Raw genomic sequence first — 16,823 nt, 5'->3', positions numbered from 1 at the left:
CGCACCATCGAACGAGGTATCGCTGAGCTCGATCAACTCTCCAATGATCCGGCGAAAGGTAGGATACGGCGGCCAGGTGCTGGACGAAAAAAAAGATCGAAACCGATCCCGACCTCGAAGACAATCTGAACGAACTATTGAGCGTTCGTGTTGGAGGCGATCCTGATGAGCCCGACGTGGTTTACACAAACCTGGCCTCCACTGAAATGGCTGAGAAGGCGGCCGAGGCCGGCACCCCTGTGAGCGACAAGACGGTCTCCGCTTGGCTGAATAGCTTGAAGATCGGTTTTCGAAAAATGATCAAAACGATTTCCGGTGGCTTGTCAGCGGATCGCGAGCAGCAGTTTGATCTCATCGCAGGACATGTGGAGAGCTATCAGGCTGCCGGCAATCCGGTCTTTTCGATCGACACAAAAAGCAAAGAATTCCTGGGCCGTCTTTACCGGGCCGGTCGCATTCGCACCACAGAGCCCATTGAAGCGTTCGACCACGACTTTCCGAGTTGGGCTGATGGCGTTGTGATTCCTCACGGAATCTACGACATCGGACGAAATGCTGGGCACGTCAACATTGGACTCTCTCACGAGACGAGTCGCTTCGCGACCGATAGCCTCAAATGGTACTGGAACCGGATAGGGAAACGTTGTTATCCGGATACCAATTCCATTTTGCTATTGTGCGATTGCGGCGGTAGCAACTCAGCTTCAAAATACATCTTCAAGCACTACCTTCAAAAGTTGGTCGACACGATCGGCATCGAAATTCGGGTAGCCCACTATCCAAGCTACTGTTCAAAATACAATCCGATTGAACGCCGTTTTTTTCCGCATCTTGGACGTGCTTGCTCCGGGATGCTTTTCGATAAGTTGGAAACAGTTGTCAAGTTGATGCGGAACACATCGACTCGGACCGGCCTTCGCACTACGGTCAACGTCTTGCGAGGGTTGTACGAGACGGGTGAGAACGCGACCGCAACAATGAAAGCAGCTCTGCGTACAGTTTTTGACGAACAAATACCGAGATGGAACTATCGATTCTCGCCAATTAACCGACACTAATTGTTCCGGCGGTCCCAAGTCAAAACGCCGCACATCGACGCGCTGGCGGAGCGCGGGGTCCGCTTCGCCAACGCGCATTGCCAATATCCGCTCTGCGGCCCCAGCCGAGCCTCCTTCATGACCGGCTGGTATCCCGACCAAACACTGATCCACCGAAACGCGATCCATCTTCGCGAGCGCGCCCCCAACGTGAACACGATGTCCCAGCACTTTCGTGACGCCGATTACTTCGCCACACGAATCGGCAAGATCTATCACTACAACGTGCCGCTGCACATCGGCACCGGCGGGCACGACGATCCCTATTCGTGGAACGAAACTATCAATCCACGCGGACGCGACGTGATCGATCAAGACCAGGTGATCACCTTGCGGCCGGGACAATACGGTGGGACGCTCAGCTGGCTTGCCGCCGAAGGCACCGATGCCGAACAGACCGACGGCATTGCGGCGGCCGAAACGATCAAACGATTGAAACGGTACGCCCAAACCGGCGAAAACTTTTTCATGGCCGTCGGTTTGTATCGCCCCCACACGCCCTACGTCGCGCCCAAGCAATACTTCGACCTGTACCCGATCGATCAGATCGATGTGCCGACCGTGCCGAAGGGTTACTTGGAAACGATCCCCAAGCCGGCGGCAAAGTCGTTGAGTCGAAAAAAGGAACAGGTCAACCTCGACCCCAGCGTTGCCCGGCAAGCCATTCAAGCCTACTACGCATCGATCTCGTTCGCCGATGCACAGTTGGGATTGATTCTTGACGCACTGCGGCAAACCGGACTCGACGACAACACCATCGTCTTGTTCACTTCCGACCACGGGTACCACATGGGCGAACATGGCCACTACCAAAAGACGACGTTGTTCGAAAACGCCACGCACGTCCCGTTGGTGATCGCCGGCCCCGGCGTGCAGGCCGGCGGCGTCGCCGAAACGATGGCCGAAATGGTCGACTTCTACCCCACGCTGTCCGAGCTGGCCGGACTGCCGGTTCCCCCATCGGTCTCCGGGGTCAGCCTGGTGCCGGCGCTTCAAGATCCCACCGCGATCGTGCGTGAATCGGCTCTGTCCCAGTACGACATCGGCTACAGCATCCGAACACCGGGCTTTCGCTACACCAGTTGGGGAACCGATGGCAGCGGTGGCGTCGAGCTGTACGACGTTTCAAAGGACCCCGCCGAGATGAACAACGTGGCCGACGATCCGTCTTATGAAACGCAGCGCCGGCGGTTGGCGGCACACTTGCGCGACCGAATCGAACAAGCGGGCGCCGTCCCGGCGGGCAGCCGACGTGTCAAAGTGCAATTTGACCGCCAGCTGCGATCAAAGAACTGAGGCGCGGCTCGGCGGTTCGAATTCGGGTTCCTGGGTGGTCAGCCATTGATGCAGGTGACCGGCAAGGCTTTCACCGACTTGTTGTTCATCACCGGTCACCACGTGGGCACCGGCGATCAGAAAGTCGTCGGTGTGAACTTCATAGCGGGACCGAACGATCACATGAACGAACGGTGCGTTGCGGCGGACATGCTTTAGAATCGTCATCGCGGATTGGTGATGGGGAACGGTGATGACAATGGCTTTGCATTCATGCAGACGTGCGTGTTCGAGCACGTCGCTCTGTGTGGCATCACCGATCTCCGCATGAAAGCCCAATTGTTGGGCTTTGCGAACGCCGACTTGATTCAATTCGATGATCGTGACCCGCAGCCCTTTGTCGACCAGGGGGCGTGCGGCGATCTGGCCGGCCGGACCGAAACCGATGATCGCAACATCGGGCGGCGGCGTGCGTTCGCTGGTGTCGTCGGCGGTTTGCCGCTGTGCCCCGGTCAGGTTTGCCACCCAATTCCCCAGACGCGGCGCCGCCGGCACCAAGAACGCGCTCAGGAAGAACGACACGATCGACGCAGAGACGACCAAGGCATAGGTGTCTTCGGTCACCACGCCACTGATGCGTCCAATGCTTCCGAGCACGAAGGCGAATTCGCCGACCTGTGCCAAACACAGTCCCGTCGCAACGGAAACCCGTGTGGTTTGGCCCAGCAGGGCAAAGATCACCCAGATCACCAACAGTTTTCCGATGATCAAGGCGGCGACGACCAACGCAACGATGTGACCGTTTTTCACAATCCAAATCGGATCGGCCACCATCCCGGCGGCGCCAAAGAACAGCGTCAACAAGACGACCTGCAGCGGAGAGATGTCCGCACGAATCTGGGTGGCGAACGCGGAGCTGCCCAACAGCATGCCGGCGACAAAGGCACCCAGCGCCGGCGAAATTCCGGCTTCATGGGATGCCCAGGCGGCGCCCAGGCCTGTCACGACGGCGAAGATCACCGTCAGTTCGCGATTGCGGTGCAACGTCAACGTGCCCAGCGTCAGCACCGCGATTTTGGTCAACAGCATCAATCCGACGATCAACCCGCCCGCCATCAACAGCAAACGGCCGATGTTCCAGAGGACCTCGCCGGCACTGCCTTCGCCGCCCAAGATCGTCATCAACAAGGCCAAGGGCACCACCGCGATATCCTGGGTCAGCAAGACGCCCAAGCAGTTCCGCCCATGCGGCATCTCCACCTCACCACGCTCGGACAAGATTCGGAGCACCACCGCCGTGCTGCTGAGCGCGATCATCGCCCCGAACGCGATCGATTCCTTGCCCCCCAATCCGAACAGCCGGGCTCCGGCAAACGCCAGCAGAATCGTCAACACGACTTGGGACATGCCCCCCAACAGCGGTTTCGCGCCGAGCTTTTTCAGCCGCTCGACCGAAAACTCAAGCCCCAAACTGAATAGCAGCAATGCGACACCCAGCTCCGCGATCGCCTCGATCTCATGTTCCGATCCGATCGCGTGAATGCTTCCGGGCCCACCCAGCATCATGCCCGCAAACAGGTAACCCACAATCGGGCTCTGCCCGAATCGCGAGAACACGCCGCCGACCATCAGGGACGCCCCCAACAGCAGCACGATGTCTCGAAGAATCGTCCAAAGTTCCATAAGTCCTTCTGTGTCGAACAAACGTGACGGCTGGGTGACGGATCGGACTGAAATGTGGCGGTCGTTCCATTTTTTGTCACCACAGCTCGCCGCGGTTTCCAGAGTAGCGGTGGGGGCCGGCGCCTAGAACCCGGCCTACCGTCAGGTCAAAACCCGCAATCGTTTCGCAGGTTCGCCCCTTGCGTTTCCGGTGGGGCGCTCACGCGACCACCGGTGAGGTGCGTTGACTCCGAGCCGAAAACCAGGCGTTGACCAGGCGGGAGGATGGAGAGGGCCGGAACGGCGATTGACGTGGGGCGTCCCCCCCGAAAATGCCGCGATCGGCGTCGCCGCGACGAGTGCTCGCGAATTTTCGTAAAATTGGGGCGTCGTAAAGGGTGGTCTCGACAGACTATCCTGTAGCGTCGCGTCAGGAGCCGTTTGACCGTCATAGTTGGATCTCCCGCCCTCCGGGAACTGCACTGTCGCCCATTGAATCTGGGCGACCGGGGTGGGGACGTCCGATGGAGACCGACGGTCGACCGATCTTTATTTCGTCGATCGTCCCATGGATCGGGAAGGGACACTGGCAGGATGCCAGGGCCGTTCGACAAAACGTTTTCACGCGTTGGTTTGGTTCGTGGATTTTAAGCAATTTTTTGGCAGCGTCGTTCCCCCAACGGATCACTACGTTGCGATTCTCCGGCATTGGGCCGAGCATCGCAGCGATTCGGTGGCGTTCCGTTTCACAGACGTCGAGACACACGACACCTCGCTCACCTACGATGAGCTGTGGCGGGAAGTCCGCGCGCTGGCGGGGTACCTTCAGGGCAAGTGTCGGATTCGGCCGGGCGATCGAGTCTTGCTGTTGTATCCGCCCGGTTTGGATTTCATCGTCGGTTTTTTCGCCTGCCATGCGGCCGGTGCGATCGCCGTCCCGGCGTTTCCCCCACGATCCAATCGCAAAGCGTCGCGGATCCGATCGATCGTCGTCGATGCCGACGCCAAGTGGGCGTTGACGACATGCGGCATTGCCGAACGTCTGACCGGCCAAACCTGGCACGAAGACCTGGTCGGCGTGCAGATTCTGGGCACCGACAGCCCCGGCTGCCGCGACCTGGATCGCTACCGTGAACCGGCGATCGACGGCAACACCCTGGGGGTGCTGCAATACACTTCCGGTTCGACCGGATCGCCCAAGGGCGTGATGTTGACTCAGCGGAATCTGGTCGCCAATGCGGAACTGATTTGGCACGCGTTTGAACCCCAACCGCAAACGATCGGATTGTCCTGGCTTCCCACCTACCACGACATGGGCCTGGTCGGCGGCATCCTGATGCCGCTGTTCCTCGGATGCACCAACGTGCTGATGAGTCCGATGACGTTCCTGCAACGGCCGGTGCGCTGGTTGCGCGCGATCACCGAATACGGCGTCACGGTCACCGGTGGCCCCAATTTTTCCTACCAGTTGTGTGTCGACAAGATCGGCGAGCGGGAAATGGAAGGGTTGGACCTGAGCACGTTGGAGATCGCGTTCAACGGTGCCGAACCGATTCGGCCGAACACCTTGGAAGCGTTTCGCCGCAAGTTTGAACCCTACGGTTTTCGATCTTCGGCGAGCTTGCCGTGTTACGGGATGGCGGAAACGACGCTGATCGTCACCGGCGGCCCGAGCGATCCGCGTCCGGTGATGCGCTCCTTCGATCGCTTTGAACTCGATAAAAAGCATGTCGTCCCACGTGCCGAAGACGATCCCGCGGCACGCAAGTTGGTCGGCTGCGGTGCCGTGCTACCCAACGAAACGGTTCTGATCGTTGACCCCGACACCCGCCAGGTGCTCGCCGACGACCAGATCGGCGAGATCTGGGTGGACAGTCCCTCGGTCGGCGCCGGCTATTACCAGCGGAAAGAGGCGACCGAACGAACCTTCCGAGCGATGACCGAAGACGGCCGCGGCCCGTTCTTGCGGACCGGCGACCTGGGTTTTTTGTACGAAGGCCAACTGTACGTTTCCGGCCGCCTGAAAGACATGATCATCGTCCGCGGGGTCAATCGGTATCCCCAGGACATCGAAGAAACCGTCGAACGGGCCAGTTCCATCGTCCAGGCCGGAGCGGTCGGCGCGTTCGCGATGGAAAATGACGGTCGCGAACAATTGACGATCGTTGCCGAAGCGGCCCGGATCCGCGACGTCGATTGGGACGCCCAAATCCAAGCCATCCGGCGCGCCGTGACCGACGAACACGATCTGCCACCCGATGCGGTTTATCTGGTCCGCAACAGCAGCGTGCCGAAGACCAGCAGCGGAAAAATTCAGCGGCATGCCTGCCTGCACGCCGTTCGTGACAACGAACTGAAATTGATCGCCAAATGGGTCCGCTGGGAGGAAGTCGCCGGGATCGGCGTGGCCGCCAGCGAAGCGATGCCGATGATGCAAGCCGCCGCCGCCGGAGGGCGGGGCGAAAGCATCAGCGATGCCGACGTCAATCCGCTGGTCGTCGCGGCCATTCAATATCAGGTGCGGAGCGTCGCCGGTGAACGCGCCAAGTCGTTGAAACTGGACACCAACATCGTGCTCGATCTGGGGTTGGACAGCCTGGAACGATTGGAGATCGCACGCAATCTCGAACGGACCTTCGGCGGGCGATTCCCCGAACAGGTTCTCGACGAGATCGAGACGATCGGCCAAACCGCGCTGGCCGTCCAGCGGTATCTGCCACCGGGGGCCGATGCACGCGCCGAAGCGATGCTCTCCGGGACGCCCGACGTCCCCACCGAAACGCTCTCTGCCGGCGCCGAACCACGACCGGCCCCGCAGGAAGTGGCCGTGGAACCGGAGGATCGGGTGGAGCAATTCGCCGAGTATCGCCGGCTGAAGGCGACGATGGAACAGATGCGAATGACGGGCGTGCCCAACCCCTATTTCACCGTCCACGACAGCATTGTCGCCGATACGACCGTCGTCAACGGACAAAAACTGATCAGCTTTGCGAGCTACAACTACCTGGGGCTGAGCGGTCATCCGGACGTCTCCCAAGCCGCCGCCGATTCGGTCAAACGGTACGGCACCAGCGTCTCGGCCAGCCGGCTGGTGTCCGGTGAAAAACCGATCCACGGCCAATTGGAACGGAAGATTGCGGAGTTCATCGGAGTCGACAATTCGATTCTGATGGTCGGCGGTCACGCGACCAACGAAACGACCATCGGTCACTTGGTCGGCGAAGGTGATTTGATCCTGCATGACGCGCTGTCACACAACAGCATCGTGCAAGGCGCGTTGCTCTCGGGCGCCCGACGCCGACCGTTCCCGCACAACGATTACGAAGCCCTGGATCGAACGCTGGCGGAAGTCCGTTCGAAGTACCGTCGTGTGCTGATCATCGTCGAAGGCGTTTACAGCATGGACGGTGACTTTAGCAACGTGCCCGAGTTTATCGCGGTCAAGAAACGACACCAGGCGATGTTGATGGTCGACGAAGCCCACAGTTTCGGAACGATGGGTCCGCATGGCCGCGGCATGGCCGAGCATTTTGACATCGATGCCCGTGACGTTGACATCTGGATGGGAACGCTGTCCAAATCGGCGGCCTCCTGCGGCGGTTACATCGCCGGTTCCAACGCACTGGTCGAACTGTTGCGCTACACCGCCCCCGGATTTGTCTTCAGCGTCGGCATGCCACCGGCTCAAGTCGCCGCGGCACTGGCAGCGATTGAAACCCTGGAGAAAGAACCCGATCGCGTCGAGCGATTGCGGGAACGCAGCGAATTGTTTTTGACGCTCTGCAAAGAAGCCGGACTCGACACCGGGGCCAGCGGGGGCACACCCGTGGTGCCCGTGATCACCGGCAACTCGATGGTCGCCTTGCGTTTGTCCAACCGCTTGAAAGCCGATGGAATCAACGTCCAACCGATCCTCTACCCGGCCGTCGATGAATCCGCCGCCCGCCTGCGTTTCTTCTTGACCAGCGAACACTCCGAGGAGCAGATTCGCTTTGCCGTCTCCCGCACCTCGCACCACCTGGTTGAACTCGGTTTCGGCGCCGCCGCATCGGCGTAGGTGACGCCGGCCCTCTCTGGCGTTTGCTTGCTGCGCAAACGCCGTCTCTCCCAATGGGAGAGAATCTAAATCGTCACCACGCCCAACCGCCGCAACCAATCGGCGCACAAATCGGGCCATTGTTTTGCCCCCGGCAACTGCTGGGCCAGTCCCAGTCCATGCCGGCCTTCGGGGAACACGTGTAACTCAGCCGGAACGCCGTGCCGAACGCAGGCCAGGTAGTAATCCAAGCTGTTCTGAACCGGGACCGCCGTGTCGGCACCGGTGTGGAACAGAAACGCCGGCGGCGTGTTCTCGGTCACCTGTCTTTCGTTGGACAGCGATTCCAGCAAGGCCGCGTCTGGCTCCGCGCCGATCAGGTTTCGTTGGCTGCCCTTGTGCGTGTACGGCTTGCCAAACGCGACCACGGGGTAGCACAGGATGCTGAAATCCGGTCGTGACGAAACGCGTGCAATCGGGTCTTCCGAGGCAGGATCGGCGTCGGCAAAGTGTGTCGAGACGGTCGAACACAGGTGGCCACCGGCGGAGAATCCGATCACGCCGATCCGCTGCGGATCGATGTTCCACTCTTCGGCCCGGGCCCGCAAGGTTTGAATGGCCCGCTGGGCATCCATCATCGGCGCGGGGTGCCCGTAGCCTTTGCCCGCATTGCCTTTTCCCCGCAACCGGTACGTGCAGATCGCCGAACTCACGCCCATGGACTTGAACCATTCCGCGAATTGATAGCCCTCGTGATCCATCGCGTGCCCGCCGTATCCGCCACCCGGCAAAATCACCACCGCTGCGGTCGGCGCATCCGACTCGACTCGCGTCACGATCAATTGCGGAACGTCGCCTTCACCGCGGAGTGTGGTGCCGGGCGGCAGGTCGGGCCACAGCGATTCGGTCGTCGAGCCCGCAGGCGGCGCGGCTTGGGAAACAGAGACTGCGATCGAAAGGAATGCCAAACAACAAAGTCGAAATCCAAAGTTCATGAAAGGAATGCCAAAGTGTGAAAGAGTTGCAAGTTTGTCATGGTGCACGTGATGCGAGACACAGTTTACACACCGCGGCGCCCACCGCGCCATCAGAACCACCCGCGGGCGATCATCGCATCCCGAATTCACGTCGGCGGCGTGCCCATCCAAAGCTTGGAGTCTTTACGTACGACTTTCAGGCCCGGAGGGCCGGTAGAGTGTCTGCCGGTGGTGTCAGCCACCGGGGGTGGATCCCTCGGTTATGCCCAAGGCCCAGCGGGCCGACACAATCTTCGTCAATTGTATTACTGAGCGTTTACGTTTCTAGTGAAACGCCACACCGCAGAGCGGTGCCACAACACAGCCCGGGGTCGCGGAGCGCACCCCGGGTTGTGTTGAAATGGGAACTGGAACCCCAGCGGGGTTCAACAAATGACGCGATGTGATCCGGGGGACAACCTGCGTGAATCCGGCAAAACGTCTTGTTCAACCCCGCTGGGGTTGGCGGCCGAATGGTGGCCGGAACTTGGGGTGCGCTAGCGCGACCCCAAGCTTTGCTGTGGCACGCCGCTGGCGTGAAACCGCTGCCTCGGTGGAACGAGAATTGCGTCAGTAAATCAATTGAGGTCCCTCTGAGGCTTCATTGCGGATGTCCAGCGAAAACGGCAGCGCGATGGACGCGAGATGCCCACGGCAATTCCGATCGATTACATTGGCAAAGAACGATGGTTGACGTGCGTCCCCGTTGGCAGTGCGTCCCCGTTGGCAGTGCGATGCCGGCGATTGGATCATCTCGCTGACGCCGTCTCATTCGGCAAATCCCGTGTGCGAGTTGAACACTGATGTTCTGAAGAAACCAAAAAACTGTCTCCGTGTGCATTTTGCGCCTAACAAAGATGGACCCCACGCGTCGTCGTGGTGTGAACCTGTGTTGCTCAACCGTACATCCACCCAAAGAAGGACCATCTTATGTGTTCTCGACCTTCGCTCGTCACGTTCACTTCGATCGCCTTGCTGGTTGTAGGCACCGCGACAACGAGCCATGCGATGATCGGAATCAACGTCGTCACCCGAAAGGAAGCGAAAGCACTTGGCATCGACATTGGTGCAAAACCGAACGGACCGAAACAGGTTTGGGGCGAACTCGAATTCAAGGCCGAAGGCAAGCTGAAGGGCTTTCAGCATGTCAGCATGGAGATCAGGGACGGCAAAGAATTCATTGACATCACCAAGCTCCGCAAATAGCTCTTTGCAACCGGTTATCCGACAGACTCACTCCGATGACTGAACGTACGAAACGTTGGACTGCATTTTCGTTGCGATCACTGCTGATTTTGGTGACGATCGTCGCAGCGATACTCGGCCTGAGGACTCGCGCAAAGCATTTTCGCAATCTCGCGGCCGAGCATCATTTCAAAGCCATGGATGCCGGATATCAAGCCGCTGCGATTCAACGGCCCGTCGATCTGCGATGGGAATGGAAACGCCCGGCACCGATGAAGATGGATCATGCTACCATTAGCAAGGCCGCTCCTTTTTGGCAGGTCTCGAGGTATCACGCAGAACAACGAGACGTCTATCTCGCCGCAGCGCAACGACCGTGGCTGCCGGTTCAGGCAATGCCACCGAATCCATCGCCAGTCGTAGTACCCGATGGAGACGGACCGGCCGCACAATGGTGGAACGCCATGTTTGGTGCCTACGCTGAGCACAATCAGTGCCTGCTGGAACCACACATGGGTTTTCCTCCAGCCGATGATCAGAATCTAAACTACGCTCAGACGTTGCTGACGGCCGAGCAATTCTCCTCGCTGCAGAGTCGTTTCCGAGAGCGTCGTGGAATCGCCATCGGCCGCTAGTGGGCAGTCGGTTTTGTGAGTCGCGGGCGCGTAAACAACCGGGCACTGCGACCGGGCACTGCGACGTTGCCCGAGGCCTTACGGCCAGCGGCTCACCATTAACTCAGCAGAACCCGACTCAATCGACAGCCCGCTAGCGTACGATCTGACGAAGCGGCAGCGTCAAGTAGATGGACGCACCGCCCAAGACGGATGTGCCGACAACCAGCCGGCCGGCGTGCCCTTCGACGATCCGGCGGGCCGTGGCCAGGCCCAGGCCGGTTCCGATGGTTTTGGTGGTGTAAAAGGGTTCAAACACCTTTTCCTGATCCGCCGCAGGGATCCCCGGGCCGTTGTCGCTGATGACCATGGTGATCGCCGGACGCCCGCTCAATTGAGCCGACTGGTACGAAACATCGACCAGCGTGGTTTTGGAGCCGGATTCGGCCGCGTTACTCAAGATCATTTTCAAGGTTTGCCAGATCGCGTCTCGGTCCATTTCGCAATCCAGATCGATCCCTTGCAACAGATGTTGCAGCTTCAGTCGATCGTCAAAAGGGGGAAGGGATGCCCAAGCCTCCTCGACCACGTGGTCCAACCGGCCGACCGAAAACGACAGTTGGATCGGCTCGGCATAGCGTTGGACCTCTTGGTACATACCGACCAGGCGTCGTTGGGCGAGCTCGATGCGGTCAAGCAACTTTGTCGCCTCGGCGTCTTGCTCGATCGAATACCGCAGCAAATCGATAAAACCTTGGGCGCGATGGAGCGAGTTTCGGCCCTTGTGGCTCAATCCCTTCATCGCTTCACCGATCGCCGCCAGCCGCGTCGACTCGACCAGTTTGTTTTCCACCAGCTTGCGTTCGGTGATCGTCAGGTGGGCCGTCACCGCCTTGTCGGGATCGTTTTTCAAGGGTGAAGCATGCAGCATGAACCACCGCTGCTGTGTCGGCGAATGGCAGGGGTACTCGAGTGTGAACACCTGTCGCTTGCCGTGGAGCACGTCGCTGATTCCTTGGAAGGCCTGTTCGGCGTAAAACACGTCCGGGCCCTGAGTCGATCGGCAGACTTCCAGATAGTTTGCCCCGACGCCGGTCGCCGGGGGCCGGCCACCGTTCTGCATCGCAAAATCGTCCCAAGCTTGGTTCGTCGCAGCAATCGTCCCCGTTGAATCAATCACCGCCAACGACACCGTCAGCGAATCGAGCACTTTTGCCGCCAAGTCCAGACTCGGATGGATCCGCGTGGAACCATTCAACGCGTTGGTAACTGCCATTGGATGCTCATGGGACAGTGGTTCGTTTCCAGCGAAACCGGCGACTGTTGATTATAGCGCTCTTTGATGCGCAGCAACGCACAAAACTTCGACTTAATGTGCGAGATAGGCATCCATCTCCGTCCTGCGCCGCCGAGTTGGTTGTGGTGCACGTCGCATACCAAGCACATCTGGATCTGTTTGCATGGAATTAGGCGCGCACACTGGCCGGCGCGCTGAGCGTCGTTTCGACGATTCGAAACTTCATGCCGCGGATGGCCGCGCCGCCGTTGTGAAAGCAAAGCCCCTGGTACTGAATGCCGTCCAGATCGACATGCGTGTGTCCGAAGTAGACATCTGTCACGCCATCGGTCAGCCCATGGCCGATTCGTTCGACGTACGCGTTGATCCGCCGCAGCACTTTCATCTCTCGAATCGAGAGCACCACCAATCGATGCAGCCGCGCATGAATCGCCATGTCATAGGCGACGTGCCACATCCCGGTCTTTTTCTTCTTCCGCTCGAATTTCTGCCGCCTTGAATCCAATCGTGCATGATCGAGCGGCCCGTCGGCAACGTCGCCGTGCAAAAACAGGCAGTTGTCCAGACGGGCGAAGTAGCGATGCCGCGTGAAATTTGGATGTCGCGATGCCAACGCATCCAATTGCTCGACGAACTCGGGGCGTGAATCATGATTGCCCAGGATGTAGTGGTACTCGCAGTTGGCGTTTTGCTCCAACAGGTCCTCGATCCACTCGACGGCCTTTTCCACCGACCGCTCATCGCTCTCGTGGGTGCTCCACTTGAAATCAAAAATGTCACCGCCCAGTACAACCGTGTGCGTCTGACGAACCTTGTCGCGCAGTTCCGGCAGGATCAGGTCTCCGGTCGACCGATTGGAGAACAGATGCAGATCCGAGAGGAAATAAGCGTTTGTCGTTTCCGATTCACTCATCATTCTGCTCTGACTCCCTTTACGCACACGTTGCGGTAACGCTGTGAAGCACTTGTTAGCGGTAGGGCGCGAGCCCTCCGGTGTTTTGGAAAAGATGAAGAACCGGAGGGCTCGCGCCCTGCCGCTAGAACCTCAAGAAACACATGGGGAAAATGCTTCACCGCGTTGACGTTGCGGGTTGCGAACATTGCGCGTCACTCCACTTGTCGATGCCGGACATCCAGGGTCAACGGCCATCCCGGGATTTGCTCCTGATCCGGTTTGCGATCCGAATTCAGCGTGTGTAATTGTAGCGTGATCCGGCTGTTGGGTTTGTCGAACAGGACCATTCCATAGCCTTGCTTGCCCGGCGCGGTGGCGGCAACGGTCAGCTTGTTGCCGAAGCGGTCGTGGTGGTTCCCGGAGCCTTCGATCCCAGGGATTTCGCGGCCCTGGGCAGCCTCGCTCGGCCCCCAGCGGCGGTTCTGTTCGGAGGCAAACGCTGGCACCGAGAACGACCACGGACCATCGCCCCAGTCCTCGATTGCTAATTGTGCCAACGTTCCGTAGTGGATGTCGCCGGAAAGCATCACGGCCTGTGACGGCGCGATCGCTCGCAACGCCCGGTCCCGAGCCGATTGCGGCCAGCCGTTGGAATCCATGTCGCCGAAGCGTGTGTCGTAGTTTGCGATGTTGACCAACGGAGACTGATTCAGGACGGCGGCCAACTGTTTGCGTTGCTCGACCCGTCGGGCCCAGGTGCGAACAAAGTCTTCTTGGGCTTGACCGAGTAATTGCAGGTCCGGCCGGTCCAGCTTGGCCGCGTCGAAGGCCGGATCCATGATGACTTCCAGGGTCCGATTGGGGGCATCGGATTCGGGATCCTCGATGGCCGCCGAGAGCACCTCGCTGGGCGGAGATTTGAATTTCCGATCCTCGAGAATCGCCAGGGAGACCCCGCCATAGTCGAGTGACGTGAAGTACGCGTTGATGCCGTCGCCCCAGGGGCCCGGAGACGCGGGGTCGGGTAGATGGGCGGTTTGAGTCAACTCGACCGCATTGACCCACATCGGATCTGCCGGATAGCCGCCCGTGGTGCGGTCGCCCGTCATCCGCCGCCCGCCGTCGCCCCACAAATCGTTGGCATACACGTCGTGGTCATCGGTGATCATGATCGACGGTCGGTCTTTCAACAGATCACGAAAAATCAGTCCGAACTTTCGCCACTTGGCCAGATAATTGGCCATCCCGGCGGCGACTTCCGATTCGTCTTGCGGCGTGATCACTTCGCCGCCCGCATTGCTTTCATAGATTTGATCCCCGGCAAAAAACACCAGGTCGGGGGCTTGCCCGATCATTTGGGCGACGGCTTCGGTGTACGGAAAGAACTTGTCGTTGACGCAGGCCACGACCATCAATTTCACCACCGGCTGGTCCGTCGGTTCCTTTCGGATCACGCCCTGCCAACGGCTCTGTCCGCTGACGACGCGATACGGCACGCTCTGCGTTGGATCCCAATCTTCCAACCGGAACGTCGCCATCGAAGTCAGCGGATCAACGGGTGCCTCCGCTTCGGTCGACCACTGATTCTGACGATAAAGCTGCAATCTTACCGTCGCATCGCTGGGATGGAGCGGACTTGCGTCGGTGTGGGCGGTCAATTTGACGGTGCCGTCGCTCAGTCCGTACTGCGTCCAAAGAACCGCCGGCGTCTGATCGTCCGCGTTGGGCAAACGCGTGACCGTCACGAAATAGGCGCCGTGTCGCTTGCCCTCGGGCGTGACCAGCCAAGTCGACAGTTCACACGGTCCGGCCGGCAATTCCAACTCGAACTCGGCCGACGTTGCCTGTCCGGGATCCTCGATCGGCCGCTCCATCGTTCGACCAGCGATCTCGATTCCGGCGGCGGTGGAATCGATCGGTCGCTCCAGGTAGTCCGGCCAGCGCGAAAGTGAAAACCGATAGTTGCCGGCCTCGGCCACTTCGATCCACCAGGGACCATTGGCGATCATCCGTTTAACGACGTGGGCGTGTGCCCACGGCGGGTTTCCACCGGACATCACCCATTCCTGGCTGGTCAAATGGGTCGGATTCTCCCGCTCGGATCCGATCAAGATGCGAGTCGGTTGCATGCCGGTTTTGACCGAATCGAACCAGTCGAGGTGGGCTTGATTGAGGCTCGCGAAGACGTCCGGATGGTCCTCGGCCACATTGTTTCGCTGCGTCGGGTCGTTCTGCATGTCATACAATTCGCGGCCTTCGACGAGATGCCAGCGCTGTGTCATCGCGACACCGATTTCCCACGGATCGCCCGGTTTGACGTAGCCGTTTCCGCCGTGCATCTGACTGTGCAGCACACGCTCCGGCCAATCCGGGTTGGCATGCCGATTTGGGTTGAGAGGGCTGATCAGCGGCACCAACGAGCGTCCATCGAGTGCGGGCCAATCGGCCGGGCGGGTCAGACCGCACAGATCGATCAAGGTGGGCGTCAAATCCAAGTGGGCCGCCAGCGTGTCGATCCCGCGTGGCGATCCCAGATTGCCCTTCGGCCAGCGGATGAACAACGGCACGTGATGGCCGCCATCGTACGCCGAACTCTTTCCGCCACGTCGGCCGGCATTCTCGCGGGCGTCGACGGGCCAACCGGTGATGCGTCCTCCCTTGCCAAAGATCGTTCCGGCCGACGTGCCGTTGTCGGTCAAGAAGATCAGCACGGTGTTGTCGGCAAGTTGCTCGGTTTCCATCCAACGCAGCAACCGCCCCAGGTTCCAGTCGAAGTTCGCGACCATCCCCTTGAAAGCCGCTTGGGTTTTCGGCAGCCCCGCATCCAGAAAGGGCTGTTTCCATTTGTCAGCGACCAGATACGGACCGTGCGGCGCGTTGGTTGCCAGATAAACGAAGAACGGTTTATTGCCGCCGGCATCGCGCGACGCTTCGCTCATGAAGTTCATCGCTTCGTCAAACCAGACGTCCGTGCAATAGCCTTCGAATGGCTTCCAGCGATCTCCGACCAGATACGTGTCGTCGAAGTAGTCGTTCGTCCAGTAGTCCGAAATCTGAGTCAGTCCGCCGCAGCGGTGCCAAACGGATCGATCAAACCCGCAATCCATGGGACGTGACGGGGCACAATCGCCGAGGTGCCATTTGCCGAACATCCCTGTCGAGTAACCGTTTTGCGAAAATAGATCCGCCAACGTTTTTTCGCGTGGGTGCAGCGACGTGCGACCGGACGAGGTGCGATAGGCGCCGGTCCGAGCCGGGTAGCGGCCGGTCATCAAGGCCGCGCGTGTGGGCGTGCAATACGGCGAGACATGGAAATCGGTAAAGCGGATGGATTGGGCGTGAAGGGCGTCCAAGTGCGGCGTCTGTAAATGCGGGTCGCCGTGGCACGACATGTCGCCGTACCCTTGATCGTCCGTCATGATCAACACGACGTTCGGTCGAACGCCTGTGACAGCACCGCGCGCGGATTGGCCCACAACGGATGCGATCAAGACCACGCATGCAGCCACGGGCACCATGGCCAATCGCTCGGGCAGCAGGTGATCGAAAAGCAGACCATTGCCCGCGGAATGCCGAAACGAAGAGAAGATCATGATGGCACTGATGAGGTGTCGAAGAGATGACGGCGGTGTATTCACTTCCACTGCACTATAACAAAGTTGACCTGCCAACGAGCTTCCCTCCCGCGGTCCAACAACCGCGGCCATGCCGATCGTAATCTTCGCCATGCTCTTTCGGCGACTTCC

10 protein-coding genes are annotated in these 16,823 nt (G+C 59.6%); 5 read left to right on the top strand and 5 right to left on the bottom strand.

The annotated features are described in order from the left end of the window. The first annotated feature begins 137 nt into the window (after positions 1–137). Together Enr13x_RS28110 and Enr13x_RS28105 are read left to right on the top strand one after the other, a co-directional pair. Positions 138–1,058, top strand: coding sequence for an ISAzo13 family transposase (locus tag Enr13x_RS28110; RefSeq protein WP_231743739.1), 921 nt, complete (start codon positions 138–140; stop codon positions 1,056–1,058). After that, a complete protein-coding gene (locus tag Enr13x_RS28105) occupies positions 1,059–2,393 on the top strand; it encodes a sulfatase (protein WP_145390195.1) in 1,335 nt (444 codons plus the stop codon). Here the strand turns inward: Enr13x_RS28105 and Enr13x_RS28100 are convergent. Further along, positions 2,382–4,055, bottom strand: a complete 1,674-nt coding sequence (locus Enr13x_RS28100; RefSeq protein ID WP_145390194.1) for a cation:proton antiporter — start codon at positions 4,053–4,055, stop codon at positions 2,382–2,384. The two genes, Enr13x_RS28105 and Enr13x_RS28100, sit on opposite strands and share 12 nt — an antisense overlap. 619 nt (positions 4,056–4,674) lie before the next feature. On the opposite strand from Enr13x_RS28100, the gene Enr13x_RS28095 reads away from it, so the two are divergent. Continuing rightward, positions 4,675–8,091: an aminotransferase class I/II-fold pyridoxal phosphate-dependent enzyme gene (locus tag Enr13x_RS28095; protein WP_231743826.1), complete on the top strand. Its 3,417-nt coding sequence runs from the start codon at positions 4,675–4,677 to the stop codon at positions 8,089–8,091. A 65-nt stretch (positions 8,092–8,156) separates the two neighbouring features. Here Enr13x_RS28095 and Enr13x_RS28090 read toward each other — a convergent pair whose 3' ends face one another. After that, positions 8,157–9,065, bottom strand: coding sequence for an alpha/beta hydrolase (locus Enr13x_RS28090; protein ID WP_145390192.1), 909 nt, complete (start codon positions 9,063–9,065; stop codon positions 8,157–8,159). A gap of 951 nt (positions 9,066–10,016) precedes the next feature. Between Enr13x_RS28090 and Enr13x_RS28085 the strand changes: the two genes are divergently transcribed. Both Enr13x_RS28085 and Enr13x_RS28080 read left to right on the top strand, forming a co-directional pair. Continuing rightward, the gene (locus tag Enr13x_RS28085; protein ID WP_145390191.1) at positions 10,017–10,292 is read left to right on the top strand and encodes a hypothetical protein; all 276 of its coding nucleotides are present in this window, start codon (positions 10,017–10,019) and stop codon (positions 10,290–10,292) included. Positions 10,293–10,327: 35 nt separating this feature from the next. Further along, positions 10,328–10,906 carry a hypothetical protein gene (locus Enr13x_RS28080; RefSeq protein WP_145390190.1) on the top strand — a complete coding sequence of 193 codons (579 nt, stop codon included), beginning with the start codon at positions 10,328–10,330 and terminating at the stop codon, positions 10,904–10,906. 133 nt (positions 10,907–11,039) lie between these two features. Here Enr13x_RS28080 and Enr13x_RS28075 read toward each other — a convergent pair whose 3' ends face one another. The 3 genes from Enr13x_RS28075 to Enr13x_RS28065 all read right to left on the bottom strand — a co-directional run bounded on the left by Enr13x_RS28075 (position 11,040) and on the right by Enr13x_RS28065 (position 16,670). Then, the gene (locus tag Enr13x_RS28075) at positions 11,040–12,161 is read right to left on the bottom strand and encodes an ATP-binding protein (RefSeq protein ID WP_145390189.1); all 1,122 of its coding nucleotides are present in this window, start codon (positions 12,159–12,161) and stop codon (positions 11,040–11,042) included. A gap of 190 nt (positions 12,162–12,351) precedes the next feature. After that, on the bottom strand, positions 12,352–13,098 hold the full coding sequence (locus Enr13x_RS28070; protein WP_145390188.1) for a metallophosphoesterase: 747 nt from the start codon (positions 13,096–13,098) through the stop codon (positions 12,352–12,354). A gap of 191 nt (positions 13,099–13,289) precedes the next feature. Further along, positions 13,290–16,670: a sulfatase-like hydrolase/transferase gene (locus Enr13x_RS28065; RefSeq protein ID WP_145390187.1), complete on the bottom strand. Its 3,381-nt coding sequence runs from the start codon at positions 16,668–16,670 to the stop codon at positions 13,290–13,292. Between the last annotated feature and the right edge of the window lie 153 nt (positions 16,671–16,823).

The organism is Stieleria neptunia, assembly GCF_007754155.1.
Taxonomy (GTDB): domain Bacteria; phylum Planctomycetota; class Planctomycetia; order Pirellulales; family Pirellulaceae; genus Stieleria; species Stieleria neptunia.
This window is presented reverse-complemented; position numbering and strand designations above follow the sequence as displayed.